At 71.0% G+C, this 19,156-nt stretch carries 15 protein-coding genes; 7 read left to right on the forward strand and 8 right to left on the reverse strand.

Annotation, left to right across the window (positions count from 1 at the left end; translation table 11 throughout):
- The first annotated feature begins 184 nt into the window (after window positions 1-184).
- Together gltB and AC3ETA_RS25165 are read left to right on the forward strand one after the other, a co-directional pair.
- Window positions 185-4,810 carry a glutamate synthase large subunit gene (gltB, locus tag AC3ETA_RS25160; protein ID WP_432195246.1) on the forward strand — a complete coding sequence of 1,542 codons (4,626 nt, stop codon included), beginning with the start codon at window positions 185-187 and terminating at the stop codon, window positions 4,808-4,810.
- Window positions 4,803-6,263, forward strand: a complete 1,461-nt coding sequence (locus AC3ETA_RS25165; RefSeq protein WP_432195163.1) for a glutamate synthase subunit beta — start codon at window positions 4,803-4,805, stop codon at window positions 6,261-6,263. The genes gltB and AC3ETA_RS25165 overlap by 8 nt, the downstream gene beginning before the upstream one ends.
- 185 nt (window positions 6,264-6,448) lie before the next feature.
- Here AC3ETA_RS25165 and AC3ETA_RS25170 read toward each other — a convergent pair whose 3' ends face one another.
- Both AC3ETA_RS25170 and AC3ETA_RS25175 read right to left on the reverse strand, forming a co-directional pair.
- Entirely contained in the window at window positions 6,449-7,357 is a 909-nt protein-coding gene (locus tag AC3ETA_RS25170; protein ID WP_432195164.1) for a chitosanase, read from the reverse strand.
- Window positions 7,354-8,436 carry a rhomboid family intramembrane serine protease gene (locus tag AC3ETA_RS25175; RefSeq protein WP_432195165.1) on the reverse strand — a complete coding sequence of 361 codons (1,083 nt, stop codon included), beginning with the start codon at window positions 8,434-8,436 and terminating at the stop codon, window positions 7,354-7,356. Before AC3ETA_RS25175 ends, AC3ETA_RS25170 begins: the two co-directional genes overlap by 4 nt.
- A 76-nt stretch (window positions 8,437-8,512) precedes the next feature.
- Here AC3ETA_RS25175 and AC3ETA_RS25180 point away from each other — a divergent pair, with 76 nt between their 5' ends.
- Both AC3ETA_RS25180 and qcrB read left to right on the forward strand, forming a co-directional pair.
- Window positions 8,513-9,235: a vWA domain-containing protein gene (locus AC3ETA_RS25180; protein WP_432195166.1), complete on the forward strand. Its 723-nt coding sequence runs from the start codon at window positions 8,513-8,515 to the stop codon at window positions 9,233-9,235.
- An 87-nt stretch (window positions 9,236-9,322) separates the two neighbouring features.
- A complete protein-coding gene (gene qcrB / locus AC3ETA_RS25185; protein WP_432195167.1) occupies window positions 9,323-10,972 on the forward strand; it encodes a cytochrome bc1 complex cytochrome b subunit in 1,650 nt (549 codons plus the stop codon).
- Here qcrB and AC3ETA_RS25190 read toward each other — a convergent pair.
- Together AC3ETA_RS25190 and AC3ETA_RS25195 are read right to left on the reverse strand one after the other, a co-directional pair.
- Complete coding sequence (locus AC3ETA_RS25190) at window positions 10,947-11,915, reverse strand: acyl-CoA dehydrogenase family protein (protein ID WP_432195168.1); 969 nt, start codon at window positions 11,913-11,915, stop codon at window positions 10,947-10,949. The genes qcrB and AC3ETA_RS25190 overlap by 26 nt on opposite strands.
- Complete coding sequence (locus AC3ETA_RS25195; protein ID WP_432195169.1) at window positions 11,915-13,090, reverse strand: acyl-CoA dehydrogenase family protein; 1,176 nt, start codon at window positions 13,088-13,090, stop codon at window positions 11,915-11,917. Before AC3ETA_RS25195 ends, AC3ETA_RS25190 begins: the two co-directional genes overlap by 1 nt.
- Window positions 13,091-13,158: 68 nt before the next feature.
- Here AC3ETA_RS25195 and AC3ETA_RS25200 point away from each other — a divergent pair, with 68 nt between their 5' ends.
- From AC3ETA_RS25200 to AC3ETA_RS25210, 3 genes are read left to right on the forward strand one after another with little or no spacing between them, the layout of a single operon-like run.
- Window positions 13,159-13,944: an SDR family oxidoreductase gene (locus AC3ETA_RS25200; protein WP_359407739.1), complete on the forward strand. Its 786-nt coding sequence runs from the start codon at window positions 13,159-13,161 to the stop codon at window positions 13,942-13,944.
- A gap of 15 nt (window positions 13,945-13,959) precedes the next feature.
- Window positions 13,960-14,571 carry a TetR/AcrR family transcriptional regulator gene (locus tag AC3ETA_RS25205; RefSeq protein WP_030951508.1) on the forward strand — a complete coding sequence of 204 codons (612 nt, stop codon included), beginning with the start codon at window positions 13,960-13,962 and terminating at the stop codon, window positions 14,569-14,571.
- A 26-nt stretch (window positions 14,572-14,597) separates the two neighbouring features.
- Window positions 14,598-15,755 (forward strand): acetyl-CoA C-acetyltransferase, encoded by a 1,158-nt coding sequence (locus tag AC3ETA_RS25210; protein WP_432195170.1) that lies wholly within the window; start codon window positions 14,598-14,600, stop codon window positions 15,753-15,755.
- Here AC3ETA_RS25210 and AC3ETA_RS25215 read toward each other — a convergent pair.
- From AC3ETA_RS25215 to AC3ETA_RS25230, 4 genes are read right to left on the reverse strand one after another with little or no spacing between them, the layout of a single operon-like run.
- On the reverse strand, window positions 15,739-16,788 hold the full coding sequence (locus AC3ETA_RS25215) for an NAD(P)H-dependent flavin oxidoreductase (protein WP_432195247.1): 1,050 nt from the start codon (window positions 16,786-16,788) through the stop codon (window positions 15,739-15,741). The two genes, AC3ETA_RS25210 and AC3ETA_RS25215, sit on opposite strands and share 17 nt — an antisense overlap.
- Window positions 16,788-17,507: a CoA-transferase subunit beta gene (locus tag AC3ETA_RS25220; RefSeq protein WP_432195248.1), complete on the reverse strand. Its 720-nt coding sequence runs from the start codon at window positions 17,505-17,507 to the stop codon at window positions 16,788-16,790. Before AC3ETA_RS25220 ends, AC3ETA_RS25215 begins: the two co-directional genes overlap by 1 nt.
- Complete coding sequence (locus AC3ETA_RS25225; protein ID WP_432195171.1) at window positions 17,504-18,349, reverse strand: CoA transferase subunit A; 846 nt, start codon at window positions 18,347-18,349, stop codon at window positions 17,504-17,506. Before AC3ETA_RS25225 ends, AC3ETA_RS25220 begins: the two co-directional genes overlap by 4 nt.
- Window positions 18,350-19,108 carry an enoyl-CoA hydratase family protein gene (locus AC3ETA_RS25230; protein WP_432195172.1) on the reverse strand — a complete coding sequence of 253 codons (759 nt, stop codon included), beginning with the start codon at window positions 19,106-19,108 and terminating at the stop codon, window positions 18,350-18,352. It lies immediately after the preceding gene.
- Between the last annotated feature and the right edge of the window lie 48 nt (window positions 19,109-19,156).

Consider the following 19,156-nt stretch of genomic DNA (forward strand, 5'->3'; position numbering starts at 1 on the left):
CATACTTCGAGCCACGTGCGCGGAACCCTGCCGCAGCCCGTGGTGTCCGCATGATGGAACGGATTATCCCGCTTCCCGAGAACCGACCCATCATGTAACCTGCACGAAATTTTGCACTCACGCAGAGGGCCAACGTCGTCCCTCGGCAATTTGCATATGCCACATGACGACGACGGGAGAGCCGATGCGTACGCCGCGCCAGCCGTCCCAGCACTCCACGAATGGCCAGAACTGGTCGTTCATGGATGCTCGCCCTGCTGCGCAGGGTATGTACGACCCCCGCAACGAGCACGACGCCTGTGGCGTCGGCTTCGTGGCCACCCTCACCGGAGAGGCGAGCCACACGCTGGTCGAGCAGGCGCTCACCGTCTTGCGCAATCTCGAACACCGCGGCGCCACGGGCTCCGAGCCCGACTCGGGCGACGGCGCGGGCATCCTTTCCCAGGTGCCGGACGCCTTCCTGCGCGAGGTGGCCGGATTCGAGCTCCCCGAGGCCGGTGCGTACGCCGTCGGCATCGCCTTCCTGCCGGAGGAGGGGACCCAGGACGCCGTCTCGCAGATCGAGACGATCGCATCCGAGGAGGGTCTGACCGTCCTCGGCTGGCGCGAGGTTCCCGTCGCCCCCGAGCTGCTCGGCGCCACCGCCCGCTCGACGATGCCCGCCTTCCGGCAGATCTTCGTCACCGGGGGCACCTCCCAGACGGAGTCCGGGGGAGGCGCTTCGGAGGGCATCGCGCTCGACCGCAAGGCGTTCGTGCTGCGCAAGCGCGCCGAGCGCGAGGCCGGTGTCTACTTCCCGTCGCTGTCGGCCCGCACCATCGTTTACAAGGGCATGCTGACCACCGGCCAGCTGGAGCCCTTCTTCCCGGACCTGTCCGACCGCCGCTTCGCCTCGGCCGTCGCCCTCGTCCACTCGCGCTTCTCGACGAACACCTTCCCGTCGTGGCCGCTGGCGCACCCGTACCGCTTCGTCGCGCACAACGGTGAGATCAACACCGTCAAGGGCAACCGCAACTGGATGCGGGCCCGTGAGTCGCAGCTCGTCTCCGACCTGTTCGGTTCCGACGGCAAGGCGCTGGAGCGCATCTTCCCGGTGTGCACCCCCGACGCCTCCGACTCCGCGTCCTTCGACGAGGTGCTGGAGCTGCTCCACCTCGGTGGCCGCTCCCTGCCGCACTCCGTGCTGATGATGATCCCGGAGGCGTGGGAGAACCACGACTCCATGGACCCGGCCCGGCGCGCCTTCTACCAGTTCCACTCCACGATGATGGAGCCCTGGGACGGCCCGGCCTGTGTCACCTTCACCGACGGCACCCAGGTCGGCGCCGTGCTCGACCGCAACGGCCTGCGCCCCGGCCGCTACTGGGTCACCGACGACGGCCTCGTCGTCCTCGGCTCCGAGGTCGGCGTCCTCGACATCGACCCCGCCAAGGTCGTCCGCAAGGGCCGCCTCCAGCCCGGCCGCATGTTCCTCGTGGACACCGCCGAGCACCGCATCATCGAGGACGACGAGATCAAGGCCCAGCTCGCCGCCGAGCAGCCCTACGCGGAGTGGCTGGAGGCCGGCGAGATCGAGCTCTCCGACCTGCCCGAGCGTGAGCACATCGTGCACACCCACGCCTCGGTCACCCGCCGCCAGCAGACCTTCGGTTACACCGAGGAGGAGCTGCGCGTCATCATCGCCCCGATGGCCAAGGCCGGTGCCGAGCCGATCGGTTCGATGGGCACCGACTCGCCGATCGCCGCGCTGAGCGAGCGCCCGCGTCTGCTCTTCGACTACTTCACCCAGCTGTTCGCGCAGGTCACCAACCCGCCGCTGGACGCCATCCGCGAGGAGCTCGTCACCTCGCTGAACTCCTCGCTGGGCCCGCAGGGCAACCTGCTCGACCCGACCGCCGCCTCCTGTCGCAGCGTCACCCTGCCCTTCCCGGTGATCGACAACGACGAGCTGGCCAAGCTCATCCACATCAACGCCGACGGCGACATGCCCGGCTTCAAGGCCGCGACCCTGTCCGGCCTGTACCGGGTGCACGGCGCCGGCGACGCGCTGGCCGCGCGCATAGAGGAGATCTGCGCCGAGGCCGACGCCGCCATCGAGAACGGCGCCCGGCTGATCGTGCTGTCGGACCGTCACTCCGACGCCGAGCACGCGCCGATCCCGTCGCTGCTGCTCACCGCGGCCGTCCACCACCACCTCATCCGCACCAAGCAGCGCACCCACGTGGGCCTGCTGGTCGAGGCCGGCGACGTCCGCGAGGTCCATCACGTCGCGCTGCTCATCGGCTTCGGCGCCGCCGCGGTCAACCCGTACCTGGCGATGGAGTCCGTCGAGGACCTGGTCCGCGCCGGCACCTTCCTGCCCGGCATCGAGGCCGAGACGGCGATCCGCAACCTGATCTACGCCCTCGGCAAGGGCGTGTTGAAGGTCATGTCCAAGATGGGCATCTCCACCGTCGCCTCCTACCGCGGCGCACAGGTCTTCGAGGCCGTCGGTCTCGACGACGCCTTCGTGGAGAAGTACTTCAACGGCACGGCCACCAAGATCGGCGGCGTCGGCATCGACGTCATCGCCAAGGAGGTCGCCGCCCGCCACGCGAAGGCGTACCCGGCGAGCGGCATCGCCCCGGCCCACCGCGCCCTCGAGATCGGCGGCGAGTACCAGTGGCGCCGCGAGGGCGAGCCGCACCTGTTCGACCCGGAGACGGTCTTCCGCCTGCAGCACTCCACGCGTGCCAATCGCTACGACATCTTCAAGAAGTACACGGACCGCGTGAACGAGCAGTCCGAGCGTCTGATGACGCTGCGCGGCCTGTTCGGCTTCAAGTCCGACCGGCAGCCGATCTCCATCGACGAGGTCGAGCCCGCTTCCGAGATCGTCAAGCGCTTCTCCACCGGCGCCATGTCGTACGGCTCCATCTCCAAGGAGGCGCACGAGACCCTCGCCATCGCCATGAACCAGCTGGGCGGCAAGTCCAACACCGGTGAGGGCGGCGAGGACCCGGAGCGGCTGTACGACCCGGCGCGCCGGTCCAGCATCAAGCAGGTCGCCTCCGGCCGCTTCGGTGTCACGTCCGAGTACCTGGTCAACGCCGACGACATCCAGATCAAGATGGCCCAGGGCGCCAAGCCCGGCGAGGGCGGCCAGCTGCCCGGCCACAAGGTCTACCCGTGGGTCGCCAAGACGCGTCACTCGACGCCGGGCGTGGGCCTGATCTCCCCGCCGCCGCACCACGACATCTACTCCATCGAGGACCTGGCCCAGCTGATCCACGACCTCAAGAACGCCAACCCGCAGGCCCGCATCCATGTGAAGCTGGTCTCCGAGGTCGGCGTCGGCACGGTCGCCGCGGGTGTCTCCAAGGCGCACGCCGACGTGGTGCTCATCTCCGGCCACGACGGCGGCACGGGTGCCTCCCCGCTCACCTCGCTGAAGCACGCGGGCGGCCCCTGGGAGCTCGGCCTCGCCGAGACCCAGCAGACCCTGCTGCTCAACGGCCTGCGCGACCGCATCGTCGTGCAGACCGACGGCCAGCTGAAGACCGGCCGTGACGTCGTCATCGCCGCGCTGCTCGGCGCCGAGGAGTTCGGTTTCGCGACCGCGCCGCTCGTCGTCTCCGGCTGCGTCATGATGCGCGTCTGCCACCTGGACACCTGCCCGGTCGGCATCGCCACCCAGAACCCGACGCTGCGCGACCGGTTCACCGGCAAGGCCGAGTACGTCGTGAACTTCTTCCAGTTCATCGCCGAGGAGGTCCGCGAGATCCTCGCCGAGCTGGGCTTCCGCACCATCGAGGAGGCCGTCGGCCACGCCGAGACGCTGGACGTCACGCGTGCCGTCGACCACTGGAAGGCGCAGGGCCTGGACCTGGAGCCGCTGTTCCACGTGCCCGAGCTGCCCGAGGGCGCGGTGCGCCACCAGCTGGTCGAGCAGGACCACGGCCTGGCGAAGGCGCTCGACAACGAGCTCATCAAGCTCGCCGCCGACGCGCTGGCCGCGGACTCCGCGACCGACGCCCAGCCGGTGCGCGCGCAGATCAAGGTCCGCAACATCAACCGCACGGTCGGCACCATGCTCGGCCACGAGGTGACGAAGAAGTTCGGCGGTGCCGGTCTGCCGGACGACACCATCGACATCACCTTCACCGGCTCCGCGGGCCAGTCCTTCGGCGCCTTCCTCCCGCGCGGTGTCACGCTGCGCCTGGAGGGCGACGCCAACGACTACGTCGGCAAGGGCCTCTCCGGCGGCCGTGTGATCGTCCGTCCCGACCGGGAGGCCGACCACCTCGCCGAGTACTCGACGATCGCGGGCAACACCATCGCCTACGGCGCGACCGGCGGCGAGCTGTTCCTGCGCGGCCGCACCGGCGAGCGGTTCTGTGTCCGCAACTCCGGCGCGACGGTCGTCTCCGAGGGCGTGGGCGACCACGGCTGCGAGTACATGACCGGTGGCCACGCGGTGGTCCTGGGCGAGACGGGCCGTAACTTCGCGGCCGGCATGTCCGGCGGCATCGCCTACGTCATCGACCTCGACCGCGACAACGTCAACGTCGGCAACGTGAGCGCCGTCGAGGCCCTCGACGACACCGACAGGCAGTGGCTGCACGACGTCGTGCGCCGCCACCAGGAGGAGACCGGCTCCACGGTCGCCGAGAAGCTCCTGGCCGAGTGGGACACCGCCGTCGAGCGCTTCAGCAAGATCATCCCCAGCACGTACAAGGCAGTGCTCGCCGCCAAGGACGCCGCCGAGCAGGCGGGACTCTCCGAGTCCGAGATCACCGAGAAGATGATGGAGGCGGCGATCAATGGCTGACCCGAAGGGCTTTCTCAACCACGGCCGCGAGGTCGCCAAGTCCCGCCCGGTCGACGTGCGTCTGAAGGACTGGAACGAGGTCTACGTCCCCGGCTCCCTGCTGCCGATCATCAGCAAGCAGGCCAGCCGCTGCATGGACTGCGGCATCCCGTTCTGCCACAACGGCTGTCCGCTCGGGAACCTCATCCCCGAGTGGAACGACTACGCCTACCGCGAGGACTGGGCCGCCGCCAGCGAGCGGCTGCACGCGACCAACAACTTCCCGGAGTTCACCGGTCGCCTGTGCCCCGCCCCCTGCGAGTCGGCGTGCGTGCTCGGCATCAACCAGCCGGCCGTCACCATCAAGAACGTCGAGGTCTCCATCATCGACAAGGCGTGGGACGGCGGTGACGTCGCACCGCAGGCCCCCGAGCGCCTGTCCGGCAAGACCGTCGCCGTCATCGGCTCGGGCCCGGCGGGCCTCGCCGCCGCCCAGCAGCTGACCCGGGCCGGCCACACCGTCGCCGTCTACGAGCGCGCCGACCGCGTCGGCGGCCTGCTCCGCTACGGCATCCCCGAGTTCAAGATGGAGAAGCGGCACATCAACCGCCGTATCGAGCAGATGCGCGCGGAGGGCACCCGCTTCCGTACCGGTATCGAGATCGGCCGCGACCTCAAGGCGACCGACCTGAAGAAGCGGTACGACGCCGTCGTCATCGCCGCCGGCGCCACCACCGCCCGTGACCTCCCCGTCCCCGGGCGGGAGCTCAAGGGCGTGCACCAGGCGATGGAGTACCTGCCGCTGGCCAACAAGGTCCAGGAGGGCGACTACGTCACCTCCCCGATCTCGGCCGAGGGCAAGCACGTCGTCGTCATCGGCGGCGGCGACACCGGCGCCGACTGCGTGGGCACCGCCCACCGCCAGGGCGCGGCCTCCGTGACGCAGCTCGAGATCATGCCCCGGCCGGGCGAGGACCGTGCCCCGCACCAGCCGTGGCCGACCTTCCCGATGCTCTACAAGGTCACCTCGGCGCACGAGGAGGGCGGCGAGCGGGTCTACTCCGTCTCCACCACCCACTTCGAGGGCGACGAGGACGGCAACGTCCAGTGGCTGCACCTGACCGAGGTGGAGTTCATCGACGGCAAGCTGACCCCGAAGCCGGGCACCGAGCGCAAGATCCCGGCCCAGCTGGTCACCCTCGCCATGGGCTTCACCGGCACCGACCGGGAGAACGGCGTGGTCGAGCAGTTCGGCCTGGACCTGGACGAGCGCGGTAACATCGCCCGCGACGCCGACTTCCAGACCAACGTCCCGGGCGTGTTCGTCGCCGGTGACGCGGGCCGCGGCCAGTCGCTGATCGTGTGGGCCATCGCGGAGGGCCGCTCGGCCGCCCGCGGCTGCGACCGCTTCCTGACCGGCGCGAGTGACCTGCCGGCGCCGATTCGGCCGACGGACCGTTCGCTGATGGTCTGACGGCCACCAAAAACGTCCCGTACAACGGCGTACGGAACACTGACGGCGCCTGCCCCTTGTCCCCGACCGGACGAATGGGCGGGCGCCGTCGCCCTTTCTGTGAGTCGGCCGGCTGCGGCGCCGTCCTGGCTGGTCGCGCAGTTCCCCGCGCCCCTTTGGGGGCGCGCTGTCGAACCGTCGCGATTTCAGGGCACCCTGAACGTCTCCCCGTACACCTGCCACCGCAGCGGCGTGGTGAGCTTGAGGTTCCCGTCGTACAGGAACCGCCGCTGGGCCGTGTCGATGCGGCTGGTGTCGGTGCCGGGACGCTTCTCCCTCATGGCCTCGCGGCGGACGTCGAGAAAGATGTCCAGGTAGGCCTTCTCCGAGCCGCCCTCGGACGGGGAGTCCGCCTTGCGCAGGGCACGCTCGCGCAGGACGTAGAAGCCGTCGTCGTCGATGCCGGGGCCGTGGAAGATCATCGCGTCGTAGTAGACGAACTGGCCCAGCGTGCCCAGGCCGTCGAGCTTGGCCAGGCGGACCGCAGGTTCGAAGTAGGCGCGGTCGCGCTCGGCGAGCTGCGCCTCCTGGAACGCCGGCTGCTCGGCCTCCGCCTTCCAGGCGGCCGTGAAGCCGGGGTCGAGGCCCTCGTGCGAGTCGGTGCCGTCGACCGCGCGCAGGGCGGGCAGGTACTTGGCGAGCCCGTTGTCCGGATGCTCGTCGGTGTAGTGCTCGACCAGGGCGCGCAGGTCGTTGGTGCCGGTGCAGAAGCCGATGATGCCGGCCGTGTAGCCCTGGCCGTCGCCGATGTCCTCGATGTAGCCGAAGGTGCTGCGCCAGTTCAGGGTCGAGTTCTCGGCGCTGGACACCAGTTGCTGGGCCAGCCTCTTCTTCGCCGGGGCGGCCAGGCCGGGCGGCAGGCTCGCGATCAGCTTGTCGTCGGCCGACCGCTCCTGCTCGGCGCGGCTCTTGGCCTCCTGGCGGGTCGTCTGCTCCGCGGTGACCACGGGGGGCGCGGCCGGGCTGTCGGCGGAGTCGGCGGGTACGAGGAAGTAGGCGGCCGCGGTGATGGCGACGGGGACGGCCGCGAGCAGCAGGATGCCGGTACGTCTCACTGGGCCACGCCTCCACCGGTCAGCTCGGACACCTTGGCGAACGCGACCGCCGCCAGCAGCACCAGCACGCCCGCACAGGCAGCCGCCTGGATCAGGGCCTGGCGCGGCCCGCGCGGGGCGTACGCGTAGGCGAGCGTCACCGCCGCACCGGTCAGCAGTCCGCCGAGGTGACCCTGCCAGGAGGTGAGGCCCGCGGACAGCAGCAGCCAGAGGAGAAGGAACACCATGAACCGGTTGACGGACCGCATGTCCGCGCCGACCCGGCGGGCGAGGACGTAGTACGCGGCGCCGAGCCCGAAGATCGCGCCCGACGCGCCGACCGACTCCACGTTCACCTCGGTGAGCAGCAGTTCGAACACCGAGCCGCCCAGGGTCGCCAGCAGATAGAGGGCGACATAGCGGATCCGGCCCAGCATGGGCTCCACGACCCGGCCGAGCTGCCACAGCGCGAGCATGTTCATCACGATGTGCAGCAGCCCGAAGGTGCCCTCCGTCGGCGGCAGATGCAGGAAACCGCCGGTGAGCAACCGCTCCCACTGCCCGGCGACCACGCCCTCGGCATGGAAGTCCGACGGGTACCCGGACTGGTAGAGGTAGAAGCCGCCGTCGGGCCCGACCAGCCGGGCGCTGAGCATCGAGAACCGGTCCAGGATCTCCGGGCGCACCACCTCGGCCAGATAGGCGAGGACGTTCAGCCCGATGAGCACGGACGTCACCAGCGGCGTCGCCGCGATCCGCCCCCCGACGACCGTCCGCGCCTGCCGCACCGACCGCGCGCCGTCCTTCACGCACTCCACGCACTGGTGGCCGACGGCGGCCTCGCGCATGCAGTCCGGGCAGATGTACCGGTCGCAGCGGGTGCAGCGGACGTGGGACTCGACCTTGGGATGGCGATAGCAGGTCGTGACGGCGGGCTGGGCGGACTCGGACTGGGTGGACTGGGACTGGGCGGACTCGGACTGGGCGGACTGGGACTGGGTGGACTCGGACTGGGTGGACTCGGACTCCACAGCCGGCTCCTCGGAGAACTGGACGAACGGTGAGCCGGTGGGGACGGCGGCGAACAAAATATCGAACACCTGTGGACCGAGGGAGGGGCGGGGCCCATGGTGTCGTAATCTCGGCAGCCAGTGTGACGCGCGAGGGGGAAAGCATATGGCCGCGATCAGTCTGAGCAAGGTGGAGGAGACCGCGCCCGCGCTGGTCAGCCTGTACAAGAGCGCCGGGGTGTCGCTCCACAAGCACGGGCTCGGCGGGGTGCGGGCCGCGGTCTATCTAGTGGTCGACTACTCCGGTTCGATGAAGCCGTACTACAAGGACGGCAGCGTGCAGGCGCTCGCCGACCGGGTGCTCGGGTTGTCGGCGCACTTCGACGACGACGGCACGGTTCCGGTGGTCTTCTTCTCCACCGACGTCGACGCCGTCACCGACATCGCGCTCACCGACCACCGGGGCCGGATCGAACGGATCCTGGCCGGGCTCGGGCACATGGGCAAGACCAGCTACCACCTGGCCATGGACGCCGTCATCGACCACTACCTGGACAGCGGCTCCACGGACCCCGCCCTGGTCGTGTTCCAGACCGACGGCGGCCCCATCAACAAGCTCGCCGCGGAACGCTATCTGTGCAAGGCGGCCCGCCTCCCGCTGTTCTGGCAGTTCGTCGGGTTCGGGGACCCCACCAGCAAGCAGTTCGACTTCCTGCGCAAGCTCGACGATCTCGCGGTGCCGCAGAAGCGGGTGGTCGACAACGCCGGGTTCTTCCACGCCGGCGCGGACCCGGGCAGGGTCTCCGACGCCGAGCTGTACGACCGCCTGGTCGGGGAGTTCCCGAAGTGGCTGGTGGCCGCGCGGGCGCAGGGAATCGTACGGCCGTGACAGCCCGGGTTTCCGGCCGGTCCGCACCGTTGGCCGGGCCCCCACCGCCGTGACACCCTGAGGTGATCCGACGGAGGGCGACGACCTATGGACGGCGCGGGATCGGGCAACGGGGCGGCTGCGGGGCGACGGTCCGCACCGCCGGGGAAGGGCGAGCGGGTCGCCGACTGGGCGGACGGCCGGCTCGGGATCTACGCGCTGGCCAAGGCCAACATGCGCAAGGTCTTTCCGGACCACTGGTCGTTCATGCTGGGCGAGGTCTGCCTCTACAGCTTCCTCGTACTGATCCTCACCGGCGTCTACCTCACCCTGTTCTTCGAGCCGAGCACCGCCGAGGTCGTCTACAACGGCACCTACGAGCCGCTCAACGGCGTCCTGATGACCAGGGCCTACGAGTCCACGCTCGACATCAGCTTCGACGTGCGCGGCGGGCTGCTGATCCGGCAGATCCACCACTGGGCGGCGCTGGTCTTCGTCACCGGCATGCTGGTGCACATGATGCGGGTGTTCTTCACCGGCGCCTTCCGCAAGCCGCGCGAGCTGAACTGGGTGTTCGGCTGGACCCTGCTGATGCTCGGCATCATCACCGGCCTGACCGGCTACTCCCTCCCCGACGACCTGCTGTCCGGCACCGGCCTGCGGTTCGCCTACGGCGCGATCCTGTCGGTGCCGATCGTGGGGACCTATCTGGCGTTCTTCCTCTTCGGCGGGGAGTTCCCCGGCGAGGACTTCATCGCGCGGCTGTACCCGGTCCACATCCTGCTGCTGCCCGGGATCATGCTGGGCCTGGTCGTCGCCCATCTGATCCTGGTCTTCTTCCACAAGCACACGCAGTACCCGGGTCCCGGCCGCGACCAGAAGTCGGTCGTCGGCATGCCCTTCCTGCCGGTGTACACGGCCAAGGCGGGCGGTTTCTTCTTCCTGGTCTTCGGTGTGCTGGCGCTCATGGGGGGCGTGGCCAGCATCAACCCCGTGTGGGCGTTCGGGCCCTACCGGCCCGACCTGGTGACCACCGGCGCCCAGCCGGACTGGTACCTCGGCTTCTCCGAGGGCCTGATCCGGGTGATGCCGGGATGGGAGCTCAACGCCTGGGGCCACACCCTGGAACTGGGCGTGTTCATCCCCTTCTCGCTCTTCCCGCTGATCCTGCTCGCGCTCGGTCTGTATCCCTTCCTGGAGGCGTGGGTCACCGGCGACAGACGGGAGCACCACATCCTCGACCGGCCGCGCAACGTGCCGGTGCGCACCGCGCTCGGCGCGGCCTGGCTGAGCCTGTACGCGGTGCTGCTGATCGGCGGCGGCAACGACATCGTGGCCACGCATCTGCATCTGTCCATCAACGTGATCACCTGGTTCGTGCGGATCGCGGTGTTCGTGGCGCCGGTGCTGACCTATGTCGTGACCAAGCGGATCTGTCTCGGGCTGCAGCGCCGGGACCGGGACATGGTGCTGCACGGCCGGGAGACGGGCACCGTCAAACGGCTGCCGCACGGCGAGTACATCGAGGTGCACGAACCGCTCACGCAGGGCCGGCTGCACACCCTGACCCAGCACGAGCAGCATCCGCCGTACGAGATCGGGCCGACGGTCGACGCGAACGGCGTCCGGCGCCGGGTCACCCCGGCCCAGCGGATGCGAGCGACGCTGGCGCGCGTGATGTTCGGGTCCGCGTCGCGGATCGAGAAGCCGACGGCGGAGGAGTACCGCGAGGTCACCAGCGGCGATCACCACCACTGAGCACCTCGGCCCGGCACTCCTGCGGGCTGCCCCACGCGGTGCGCAGGACACGGGCCTTGGTCAGCCACAGCGACAGGTCGTACTCCGCCGTGTAGCCGATCGCGCCGTGCAGCTGGAGCGCGGTCCGGGCGGTGGCGTACGCGGCCTCGCAGGCGGTGACCTTGGCGGCGGCGACGTCGGCCGGGTCCATGGTGAGGGCGGCGCCGAAGAGCAGGGGCCGGGCGAACTCCAGCCCCACCTTCGCGTCGGCCAGGCGGTGCTTGACGGCCTGGAAGGAGCCCACGGGGACGCCGAACTGGGTGCGCTGCCTGACGTGGGCGACGGTCCGGTCGAGCAGGGCGAGGCCCACGCCCAGCGCCTGGGCCGCCGTGGCCAGCCGGGCCCACGCCAGGGCCTCGGCGGTGGGCGGGCCGGCGCCCAGGAGTTCACCGCCGGGTTCCAGCGGGGTGAGGCGGCGGGCCGGGTCCACGGAGGGACGCACCGGGCCGTGGCCGGGAGCGAGGTGCAGGCCCTCGGCGGTGAGCGCGAGGCGCGTCGCGGCCACGTCGCCGTCGAGGGCGTACGGCGTCCGCCACGCCAGCGTCGCCAGGGCGTCCCCCGCCGCCAGCGCCGGCAGCAGCCGCTCGGCCGGGCCGGGGTCCGCCAGGCCGGCGAGCAGCGCCGCCGCCGCGACCGTCTCCACCAGCGGCCCCGGCACCGCGTGGCGGCCCAGCTCCACGAAGGCGACGGCGAGTTCGACGGGCCGCAGTCCCAGCCCCTCGTGGACCTCGGGCACCGCCAGCGCGAACACCCCCGCGTCGGCGACCCGCGACCACAGCGCCCGCCCCCTCGCGTGCTCGCCCCGGCTCCACTCCCGGACCACCGACGGGGTGTCCGACGCCGTCAGCATCGCGTCCAGCGAGCCGGCGAAGGCACGCTGCTCGGCGTCGAGGAGGAACCTCATCAGCGGCGCCCCTTCGGCAGGCCGAGCAGCCGCTCGGCGATGATGTCGCGCTGGATCTCGTTCGTCCCGGCGTAGATGGGCCCGGCCAGGGAGAAGACATAGCGCTCGGCCCAGTCGGTGTCGGCCAGCTCGCCTTCGGCGCCCAGGAGGTCGAGGGCCGTCTCGTGCAGCGCGATGTCGTACTCCGACCAGAAGACCTTGTTCAGGCTGGATTCCGTGCCGATCTCCCCCACGCTCGAATCCGCTCGCGCGGGGGGACCCTCACCGCCGTCGAGGAAGCGGGAGGCGGCGGCGTAGGTGAAGAGCTGGTAGGCGCGGGCGCCGATCAGGGCGTCGGCCACGCGGTCACGTGCGTCCCGGGGACTGCCCTGGGACTGCCAGAGGCGGTGCAGCCGGTCGGCGCCCGCGAGGAAACGGCCGGGGGAGCGCAGCATCAGACCGCGTTCGTTGCCCGCCGCCGCCATCGCGATCCGCCAGCCCTGGCCGGGCCCGCCGATGACGTCCTCGTCGGGCACGAACACGTCGTCCAGGAACAGCTCGGCGAAGGCGGGCTTGCCGTCGAGACGTGCGATGGGGCGGACGGTGACCCCGGGGGCGCGCAGGTCGAACATCAGGTAGGTCAGGCCCTGGTGGGGTCTCGGGGCGTCCGGGTCGGTGCGGAACAGGCCGAACGCGCGGTCGGCGAAGGCGGCTCGTGAGGACCACGTCTTCTGGCCGCTGAGCAGCCAGCCGCCGTCCGTGCGCACGCCCCTGGACCTCAGCGAGGCGAGGTCCGAGCCCGCCTCCGGCTCCGACCACGCCTGAGCCCAGATCACCTCGCCGGTGGCCATGGACGGGAGCACACGCGCGCGTTGCTCCTCGGTGCCGTGGTCGAAGAGGGTCGGGGCCAGCAGGCTGACGCCGTTCTGGCCGACGCGGCCGGGCGCCCCCGCCGCGTAGTACTCCTCCTCGAACAGCAGCCATCGCACCAGCGAGGCGTCCCGGCCGCCGTACTCGGCCGGCCAGTTCACCACCGACCAGCGGTCCGCGGCGAGTTCGGCCTCCCAGACCCGGTGCGCCGCGAAACCCTCCTCGGTCTCCAGGGAGGGGAGCGGATCGGGCGGCACATGCGCGTGCAGCCAGGCGCGGGCCTCGGCGCGGAACGCCTCGTCCTCGGCCGAGTGACGCAGATCCACGGTCGCGCTCCCTCCCTGCGGGCTCACCGGTCTTCCCTAACAAGTGTTTGGTAGGTTAGCGTGCTGCCATGACAAACGTCGAGGCGCCGACGTACGTTCCCGGGCACGGACTGCTCCGCGGGCGCACCGCCGTCATCACCGCGGCGGCCGGTGCCGGCATCGGCGGGGCGACCGCGCGCCGCTTCCTCGAAGAGGGTGCGCGCGTGCTGATCAGCGACGCGCACGCACGGCGGCTGAAGGAGCACGAGGCCGAGCTGGCCCGGGAGTTCGAGGGCGCGGTCAGCTCCGCGGTGTGCGACGTCACCGACGAGACACAGGTGCGCGCGCTGTTCGACACCGCCGTGCGGGAGCACGGCCGGCTCGACGTCGTCGTCAACAACGCCGGCCTCGGCGGGACTTCTCCGCTCGTCGACATGACCGACGAGCATTGGTCGAAGGTCCTCGACGTCACCTTGAACGGCACCTTCAGATGCACCCGGGCCGCCCTGCGCCGCATGCGGGACACCGGCGGCGGCGTGATCGTCAACAACGCCTCCGTCGTCGGCTGGCGCGCCCAGGCAGGGCAGGCGCACTACGCCGCCGCCAAGGCGGGCGTGATGGCGCTGACCCGGTGCGCGGCGATCGAGGCCGCCGAGTACGGCGTGCGGGTCAACGCGGTCTCGCCGTCCCTCGCCATGCACCCGCACCTCGCGAAGGTGACGACCCCCGAACTGCTTCAGGAGCTGACCGCGCGCGAGGCGTTCGGGCGGCACGCCGAGCCCTGGGAGGTGGCCAACGTGATCGTCTTCCTGGCCTCGGACTACTCCTCGTACATGACCGGGGAGATCGTCCCCGTCAGTAGCCAGCACGCCTAGGACGACAATGGACCCGTGCCGACCAAGAAGAAGCCCCAGGTGACCGCCGCGGCCGCCCGGCGTCGCGAACTCCTCGAAACCGCCGCCGAGGTCTTCGCCGAGCAGGGCTACAACGCCACCACCGTACGCAAGATCGCCGACCACGCGGGCATGCTCGCGGGCAGCCTCTACTACCACTTCGACTCCAAGGAGTCGATGCTGGAGGAGATCCTGCGGACCTTCCTCGACGAGCTGTGGAGCGGCTACGACGCCGTCCTGGAAGCCGAGCTGGGCCCGCGCGAGACGCTGGAGGCGCTGGTCACCGAGTCGTTCCGGGAGATCGACCGGCACCGGGCCGCCGTCGCGATCTACCAGAAGGAGAACCGCCAGCTCGTCGCGCAGGAGCGGTTCTCCTTCCTCGCCGAGTCGCAGCGCAAGTTCGAGAAGGCGTGGCTGTCCACGCTGGAGCGCGGGGTCGCGGCCGGGGTGTTCCGGTCCGACCTCGACGTCCGGCTCACCTACCGGTTCGTGCGCGACACGGTGTGGGTCGCCGCGTCCTGGTACCGGCCCGGCGGACAGCACAGCCCCGAGGAGATCGCCCGGCAGTACCTGTCGATGGTGCTGGACGGGATCGCCGTACGCACGTAACCCACTGTCACCACCGGGGAGTTGCCATGGCCGAGGCCTACATCGTCGAAGCGGTCCGTACGCCCGTCGGGCGGCGCGGAGGAGGACTCAGCGGGGTCCATCCGGCCGACCTGGGCGCGCACGTCCTCAAGGCGCTCGTGGAGCGCGCGGGCATGGACCCGGCGGCCGTCGAGGACGTCGTCTTCGGCTGTCTGGACGCCGTCGGGCCGCAGGCCGGGGACATCGCGCGGACCTGCTGGCTGGCCGCCGGGCTGCCCGAGGAGGTGCCGGGCGTGACCGTGGACCGGCAGTGCGGGTCCTCGCAGCAGGCCGTGCACTTCGCCGCGCAGGGCGTGCTGTCCGGCACCCAGGACCTGGTGGTCGCGGGCGGCGTGCAGAACATGTCGATGATCCCCATCGCCTTCGCCACCCGGCAGGCCGCCGAGCCGCTCGGACTGACCGCGGGGCCCTTCGCGGGCAGCGAGGGGTGGCGGGCGCGGTACGGGCAGAAGCCGGTCAATCAGTTCGTCGGCGCCGAGATGATCGCCGGCAAGTGGGGGATCACCCGGCAGGACCAGGAGGAGTTCGCCCTGCGCTCGCACCGGCGGGCGCTGCGGGCGATCGACGAGGGCCGCTTCGAGCGGGAGACCGTCGCGTACGGCCAGGTCGGCGTGGACGAGGGGCCGCGCCGGGACACCTCGCCGGAGAAGATGGCCGGGCTGAAGCCGGTCGTCGACGGCGGCACGATCACCGCCGCGTGTTCCTCGCAGGTCTCCGACGGCGCGGCGGCGATGCTGCTGGCCTCGGAGCGGGCGGTGCGCGAGCATGGGCTCACGCCCCGGGCCCGGGTGCACCATCTCTCGGTGCGCGGTGAGGATCCCATCCGCATGCTCACCGCCCCGATACCCGCCACCGCCCACGCCCTGAAGAAGTCCGGCCTGTCGATCGACGACATCGACCTCGTCGAGATCAACGAGGCCTTCGCACCGGTCGTCCTGGCCTGGCTGAAGGAGACCGGGGCGGATCCCGACAAGGTCAATGTGAACGGTGGGGCCATCGCTCTGGGGCATCCGCTGGGAGCGACGGGCGCGAAGCTGATGACGACCCTGCTGCACGAACTGGAGCGCACGGGCGGACGGTTCGGGCTGCAGACGATGTGCGAGGGCGGGGGACAGGCGAACGTGACGATCATCGAGAGGGTGTGAGACGCCGGCAGGTGTCCTCGGCCTCCTTCATGATCCGCTCCACCAGTTCCGCGCACGACGGCAGGTCGTCGATCACTCCGGCGACCTGTCCGGCGGCCATCACGCCCAGGTCCGTGCGGCCCTCCACCATGGACGCCCTGAGCAGCATCGGGGTGTTCGCGGCGAGCAGGACCTGGCTCCAGGTCAGGTCCTTGCCGTGCCGCAGTGCCCGGCCGTCGAGGAGCATGCGCCGCCAGGTCGTGCCGGACAGCTTGCGGTAGCCCGCCGCGCGGCGGACCGCCTGGAGGAGCGTCCGCGCGCGGCCGGAGCGCTCCAGGGCGTCGACCAGCTCGGTGCGCAGCATGCGGTGGGGCAGGCCGTCCACGGCCGTGGTGACCGTGACGTCCCGTACGGTCGCCGCCAGATACCGCGCCTTCACCGCGTCCGGCACAGTCGAGTCCGACGTCAGCAGGAAGCGCGTGCCCATGGCGATGCCGGCCGCCCCGTAGGACAGCGCGGCGACCAGTCCCCGCCCGTCGAAGAAGCCGCCCGCCGCCACGACCGGTATCTCCACGGCGTCCACCACCTGCGGCAGCAGCACCGTCGTCGCCACCTCGCCGGTGTGCCCGCCGCCCTCCCCGCCCTGCACGATCACCGCGTCCGCACCCCAGGCCGCGACCTTCTCGGCATGCCGCCGGGCGCCGATCGAGGGGATCACGACCACGCCCGCGTCCTTGAGCTCGGCCATCAGCTCACGGGACGGCGCGAGTGCGAAGGACGCGACCCGCACTCCCTCGTCGATCAGGACGCGGACCCGGTCTCCTGCGTCCGAGGCGTCCGCCCGCAGATTCACCCCGAACGGCGCGTCCGTACGGGACTTCACCTCCCGTATCGCCGCACGCAGCCCGTCGATCGTCATCGTCGCGGAGGCCAGGATGCCCAGCGCCCCCGCGTTCGCCGTCGCCGAGACCAGCCGGGGCCCCGCCACCCAGCCCATGCCCGTCTGCACGATCGGACGGCGCACCCCGACCAGCCGGGTCAGCGGTGTCTCCATCACGCACCGACCTCCCTGGCGCGGGTGTTGCCCGGGTCGATCACCTCGCGGATGAGCCGCAGCTCCTCGGCGGTGGGGGGCCGGGTCCGCGGCACGTCGTCCGGGACGGCCAGTTCGAAGGACGTCGCCTCCCTGACCTGCTCCAGGGTGACGCCCGGGTGGAGCGAGGCCAGCCGCATCGAGCGGTCGGGCGTGGCGAAGTCGAAGACGCCCAGGTCGGAGACGACACGGGGGATCCGGTGGTACCGGGCGCCCGCCGCGTGGTCGTACCCGACCCCGCACACCATGTCGACCCTCTCGACGAAGACCCGCCGGGAGTGCCTGGGGATCCAGTAACTGGTGGGATTGTTCAGCGTGTTGACCGGCGCTCCCCGCACCCCCAGCAGCTGCCGCTTCGGCCGCTCCCAGTCGCCGATGCACGAGATGTTCTGGTTGCCGTACCGGTCTATCTGGCTGGCGCCCATCATCACGTGCCGCCGGCCCCCGGTGACCAGGGCGAGGTGCCGGCGGTACGGCAGCCAGCCCTCGACCGTGCCGTCGGCGGTGACCAGCATCGCCTCGCCGTCGGTCAGCAGCAGGTCCGGCGAGAAGGTCAGGCGCGCCAGCCGGGCCCCGACGGACGGGATCAGGCCCATCGGGCTCGCCAGCACCTCCCCGGCGTCGCGCCAGGTCTCGGCGCAGGCGATCACGCAGTACTCGGCACGGGTGACCTCCGTCATGACGTCCATTCCCCCTCCCTGACCGCCGACTGGTAGGCCTGTTCGTCCCCGCCGAGGAACCGTGCCGCGAAGTCCGCCCAGGGCGTCGTCGCGTATGCCTTCTGGAAGGCCTCGTCACGGCCGTAGTCGGGGGCGCAGGACGTGAAGTGCGCGCCGTTCGGGGCCTCGACGACCCCCGTCACGGTGTGCCGCTTGATCAGCAGCGACTGCGGGGCCGCCTCCTTCGTCAGCTCGGCCGTGTCCACGATCCGTTCGCACGAGAGGTACGCCGTGTCCGCGCCCTCGCAGAACAGGTCGTCGAAGTAGGGGTCGGGGCCCAGATACCGGCCGTTGCCCCGCCGGTCGGCGCGGCCCACGTGGACCAGGGCCGCATCCATGCGCAGGGCGGGCACGGCCACGAACGTCTCCCCGTCGTCGTACGGCGAAGTCACCGTCCGCAGAGCCGGGTTGACGCGCATGACGTCCGAGCCGAGCCCCGCCCGCACCGGCAGGAACGGCAGCCGGTTCGCGGCGGCCTGCAGGCCCCACATGAACATCGCCTCGTCGATCTCCATGAGCTCGAAGGCGCCGCGCTCACGGGCCGCGCGGTAGTGCGGTTCCAGCGGGATCGAGTCGAGGGTGACGAAGGGGGCGACCAGCTTGCGGATCCGTCCCGCGGCGGCCAGCATCCCGACGTCCGGGCCGCCGCAGGAGACGATCGTGAGGTCCGTGACGTCGGAGCGCAGCAGCGCGCGCACCAGGGCCATCGGCTTGCGGCGCGAGCCCCAGCCGCCGATGCCGAGCGTCATGCCGCTGCGCAGCCGCGATGCGACCTCGTCCGCGGTCGTCGTCTTGTCGCTCACTCAGCCACCGTCCCGTCCGAAGGTGTCCCGGACCCGGTCGGCCACCCCGCTGAGGCCCGCCTCGAAGGTGAAGCCCTGCTCGAAGCGGTAGCTGCGGCGGACGTCGACCGGGTCGATGCCGTTGATCGCGGCCTTGGCCAGGCGCAGCAGCCGCCCGTCCTTCGCGGCGATCTCGCGCGCCAGCCCCATGGCGCAGGCGTGCAGTTCCTCGCGCGGCACCACCCGCCACACCGAGCCGTGCGCGTGCAGCTCGGCCGCGGTGGCGGTGCGCGAGGTGTAGTACAGGGCGCGCATCAGGTGCTGGGGGACCAGGCGGGCCAGATGGGTGGCCGCGCCCAGGGCGCCCCGGTCCAGCTCGGGCAGCCCGAAGGCGGCGTCCTCGCTCGCCACGATCGCGTCCGCGTTGCCCACCAGGCCGATGCCGCCGCCCAGACAGAAGCCGTGCACCGCCGCCACCACCGGCACCGCGCAGTCGTACACGGCCGCGAAGGCGTCCGCGCAGGCGTGGTTGACGCGGATCAGCGCGTCGTTGCCGCCTCTCTGGAGCTCCTTGATGTCCACACCGGCGTTGAACCCGCGCCCCTCTGCCGCGAGGACGACACACCGGATCTCCGGGTCGCGGCCCGCTTCCCGCACCGCGTCGGCCAGGGCGGACCAGCCGGCCACCGGCAGGGCGTTCACCGGTGGGAAGTCGACCGTGACGACCGCGGTTCCTTCTTCTTCGGACCCCTTTTCCGGGGACGAGGTGGAGACACCCATGGCCGCATCAGCTACCTTTCCACCAAACGTTTGTTAGGTGGAAGGGTA

The organism is Streptomyces sp. bgisy027 (assembly GCF_057710365.1).